Below are 3579 nucleotides of genomic sequence, written 5' to 3' on the forward strand. Positions count from 1 at the left end.
CCCGCGTGCCGGCCGGCGCCGCGGTCACAGCCGGTGTCGGCAACGACCCGGTATCCGATTCCGGCGCCCCGGCATCAGCCGGGGGGCGCCCCGTGCGCTCCGGACGGCGCGACACGGGGGTCCGGCGTGAATGGTGTGCCGCGTGGAACCTCATGCGCTATCCACTCCCGCGGTTGTGACGTTTCATTATCCTCGGTGAATCCACGGAAAGGGGTTGCGGAAGTTCCGGAACGACGCGTCGGGCGCCGGAGCAGGAATGCGCAATTCCGTGAACTCAGGTCTTTTTATGTCCGTTCAAAAACTTCTTATTTGAGTTCTCCGGGGCATGGCTGGTTGAGTGTGCACGTCCACGCCGGCAGGTCTGGTGGCGACAGGACACATCAATTCACCGAGGGGGAAGATTTGACTGTCATTCAGGAGGTTTCGCCCGCGCCGGTGATCGGCGCACCGAGTTATCTGCCCGTCCATCTGGACGCGGGCCGGGCGGACGTCTCGAAGCTCCAGAAACTGCTCCGGGAAGGCGCCCGCGCATTCAATGAGCAGTTCGACGAGGACACCCATCTGAACGCCATCATCCCCAAGCCGTGGGGCTACGAATACCGGGCCTTCGTCGATGATTTCTTCGACCTGTGGGCCCTGCACATCCAGGCCGGTGGCAGCACCTCCCTGCACGTGCACCCGCGGAAGCTGACCTATCTGCTGTGCCTGGGCGGCGAGGGGGTGACCACCGGCCTCGACCGGGCGGATGTGCCGATCCGTGAGGGCAGCGTCCTGCGGATCGCGCCCGGGGCCTTCCACGGCACGCGCAGCACGGGGAACGAGCCGCTGGAGCTCATCGAGGTGGAGGTGCCCCGCAACAAGTTCGACCTCATCCGGCTCCAGGACGACTACAACCGGGCCGGAACGGCATACGAGAGCGCCGCCGTGGAGGAGCCCGGCCATTCGATGCGGAACGTCCCCGCGTATCCGAACACGAGGATGCGTCCCCGGACGCCCGACGGCCGGTTCCGTTTCGAACTCCGTACCGGAATGGACATCTTCTACCGCCCGAGCCTCCGCGACGTCTTCTGTATCCCTCTGCACATTTCCGGGGTCGTCCACCGCGATCTGGAAATTCTCACGGGTCACCATGCGGATTCCCGCCGTCCGCAGACCGACAAGCACTACCTCTGCATCAGCAAGAACCGCTGACCGGTCCAATCGGAAGGAGAAACCATGTCACACAGCGCTGTCATCATCACGGGTCCCGGATTCCAGGACCATGACGTGGTCTTCACCTACTACCGGCTTCTCGAAGAGGGCTGGCACGTGGATGTGGCCACCAAGAACGCCGACCCCGTCACCGGCAAGTACGGTGTCCCGCTGCCCATGGACAAGACCGCCCGTCCCCTCATCGCCTTCGAGGACCTGTCGGTCGACCAGTACGACGCCGTCATTCTGACCGGCGGCCACGAAGCCCCGGACCGGGTCCGGCAGGACCGGACGGTGCTGGACTTCGTCGCCGGCATGGACAAGGCGGGCAAGGTGGTCGCGGGCCTGTGCCACGGCCCCTGGATCATGGTCAGCGCCGGGGTGCTCAGAGGGCGCAGAGCGTGCGCGTACATAGGTCTGCGCGACGACGTGATCAACGCCGGCGCCGAGGTCGTCGACAGCGACGTGATCATCGACGGCAACGTCATCACCTGCTCCTACTACGGGTACATGGGCACCTTCATGCGCGCGGTCTTCGAAACCACCGAGAAGCTCGCGGCCGAGAAGCGGGACCTGTGATGCCGGCGCACGAGGTGCTCGCGCTCGACTTCGACGGGGTGGTCTGTGACGCCCTGGTGGAGTGCGCGTTGGTGACCTGGCTCGGCGTCCACCCACTCGACCGTTCGCTCTCCGGAGCGGAGCACGTGGACGCCTTGCCGGAGGAGTTCGTCGAGCGGTTCCGCACGGTGCGGGACTACTCGCGGTTACTGGACCACTTCGTGGTCGCCCACGCGCCCGAGTCGGCGGCCATCACCTCGCAGGCGGGCTTCGACCGGCTGTTCGCGAGCCTGCCGGCGGACGACGTACGGCGCTTCACCGACCGGGCCACCGAGGCGCGGACGTGGTTCCGGACGCGGGAACCGGAGTTCTGGCTGGACCTGCACCGGCTCTATCCCGGGATCGCGGAACTGCTGCGGCGCCACAGCGGATCCGTCGTCATCGTCACCGCGAAGGACGCCGATTCCGTGGACGCCATCCTCGACCATCACGGATTGCGCCGCACGGTGGCCGAGGTGTTCGGCGAGTGTGGCCGCAAGGAGGAGGCCGTCCGTGAGATCGCCGCACGCCGGGGCCTCGCCCCGGAGCGGGTGACCTTCATCGACGACAACCTCGCCAACGCGGTCCGTGTCGCGGCCACCGGAGCGCACGTCCGCTGGGCGCAGTGGGGTTACCAGACCCCGGAACACCGGGCCGAGGCCGAGCGGCTCTCCCTGCGCCCGCTTCACCTGGACGATCTCCACGCGCTCGTCCCCGCGGCCGCCTGATCACCGTCCACGGCCGTCCCGAGCCGCCCCGGAGCCGGAGCCACCGCGCCGCGCCCCGGGGCGGCTCTCTGCCCGCGTGCCGGCCGTCGCGGGGTGTCTCGGCCGGTTCGCGGCATCCGCCCCGGTTCCGACCTCGCGGGGCCGCGAAGCCGGTGTACCGCGCCCGCGCCGGACGGACCCGACCGGGGCCGCCACGGCACCACGGCCCCACCACGACCCCACCACGACCGAGCCCCGACAACCGACAGCAACCCAGACACGAGCGAGGGGGAGTCGCCATGTCCGCGCCTGCCGGACACCGCATCCTGACCGTACTGACCAGCCACGGAACCCTCGGCACGACCGGACGTCCGACCGGGTTCCACCTGGGGGAGACCGTCGAGCCCTGGCACATCCTGCGCGCCGCCGGGCACACGGTGGATTTCGTGTCCATCCGCGGCGGCCGTCCGCCCATGATCGGCCATGACCCCGGGAACGGGGAGCACCGGGCTTTCCTCACCGACCCCGCGGGCGGGGCTCTCCTGGATCGCTGTCCCCGCATCGAGGACGCCGACCCCGGCCGGTACCGGGCCGTTTACTGCGTGGGCGGTCACGGCACGATGTGGGATTTCCGGGGCGATCCGGCGCTGCAGAACCTGCTCCGCGCGGTGTACGAGGCGGGCGGCGTGGTGGCCGCCATCTGCCACGGTCCGGCGGCGCTGCTCGACGTGCGGCTCTCGTCGGGCACCCGGCTGCTCTCCGGGCGGGCCGTCACCGCCTTCTCCAACGAGGGGGAGGCCGCCCGGGGGCTGGACACCGTGGTGCCCTTCTCCCTCGAGGACGCGTTGCGGGAGAACGGGGCGGTCTACTCGTGTGCCCCGGACCGGCAGCCGCACGTCGTGGTCAGCGGACGGCTGATCACCGGGCAGAACCCGGCTTCGGCGGCCGGCCTCGGCCGCCGGCTGGCGGAGGCGCTCGCCTCGCCTGCCCGGCCGTGAACGACCGGCCCGCCGGCCCGGACGGCGGGCGAGAGGTCGGGCGGCCGATGGGCCGGGGAGGGCCGCCGGCCCTCCCCAACCCCGCC

At 69.7% G+C, this 3579-nt stretch carries 4 protein-coding genes; all 4 read left to right on the top strand.

Translation table 11 applies throughout. From position 1 onward, the window contains the following. Window positions 1-402: 402 nt before the first annotated feature. The 4 genes from FOE67_RS19985 to FOE67_RS20000 all read left to right on the top strand — a co-directional run bounded on the left by FOE67_RS19985 (window position 403) and on the right by FOE67_RS20000 (window position 3493). Window positions 403-1191: a cupin domain-containing protein gene (locus FOE67_RS19985; RefSeq protein WP_194444490.1), complete on the top strand. Its 789-nt coding sequence runs from the start codon at window positions 403-405 to the stop codon at window positions 1189-1191. A gap of 24 nt (window positions 1192-1215) precedes the next feature. Continuing rightward, entirely contained in the window at window positions 1216-1770 is a 555-nt protein-coding gene (locus FOE67_RS19990; RefSeq protein WP_182666222.1) for a type 1 glutamine amidotransferase domain-containing protein, read from the top strand. Continuing rightward, entirely contained in the window at window positions 1770-2516 is a 747-nt protein-coding gene (locus FOE67_RS19995; RefSeq protein ID WP_182666223.1) for an HAD family hydrolase, read from the top strand. Before FOE67_RS19990 ends, FOE67_RS19995 begins: the two co-directional genes overlap by 1 nt. Window positions 2517-2794: 278 nt before the next feature. Continuing rightward, window positions 2795-3493 carry a type 1 glutamine amidotransferase domain-containing protein gene (locus tag FOE67_RS20000; RefSeq protein ID WP_182666224.1) on the top strand — a complete coding sequence of 233 codons (699 nt, stop codon included), beginning with the start codon at window positions 2795-2797 and terminating at the stop codon, window positions 3491-3493. Window positions 3494-3579 lie beyond the last annotated feature (86 nt).

It is taken from the genome of Streptomyces calidiresistens (assembly GCF_014141525.1).
Lineage (GTDB): Bacteria > Actinomycetota > Actinomycetes > Streptomycetales > Streptomycetaceae > Streptomyces > Streptomyces calidiresistens.

What these genes read in the sequence shown, in the direction of transcription:
- FOE67_RS19990 (WP_182666222.1), top strand. Translation starts at nt 1,216, where the DNA reads ATGTCACACAGCGCTGTCATCATCACGGGTCCCGGATTCCAGGACCAT.
- FOE67_RS20000 (WP_182666224.1), top strand. Translation starts at nt 2,795, where the DNA reads ATGTCCGCGCCTGCCGGACACCGCATCCTGACCGTACTGACCAGCCAC.
- FOE67_RS19995 (WP_182666223.1), top strand. Translation starts at nt 1,770, where the DNA reads ATGCCGGCGCACGAGGTGCTCGCGCTCGACTTCGACGGGGTGGTCTGT.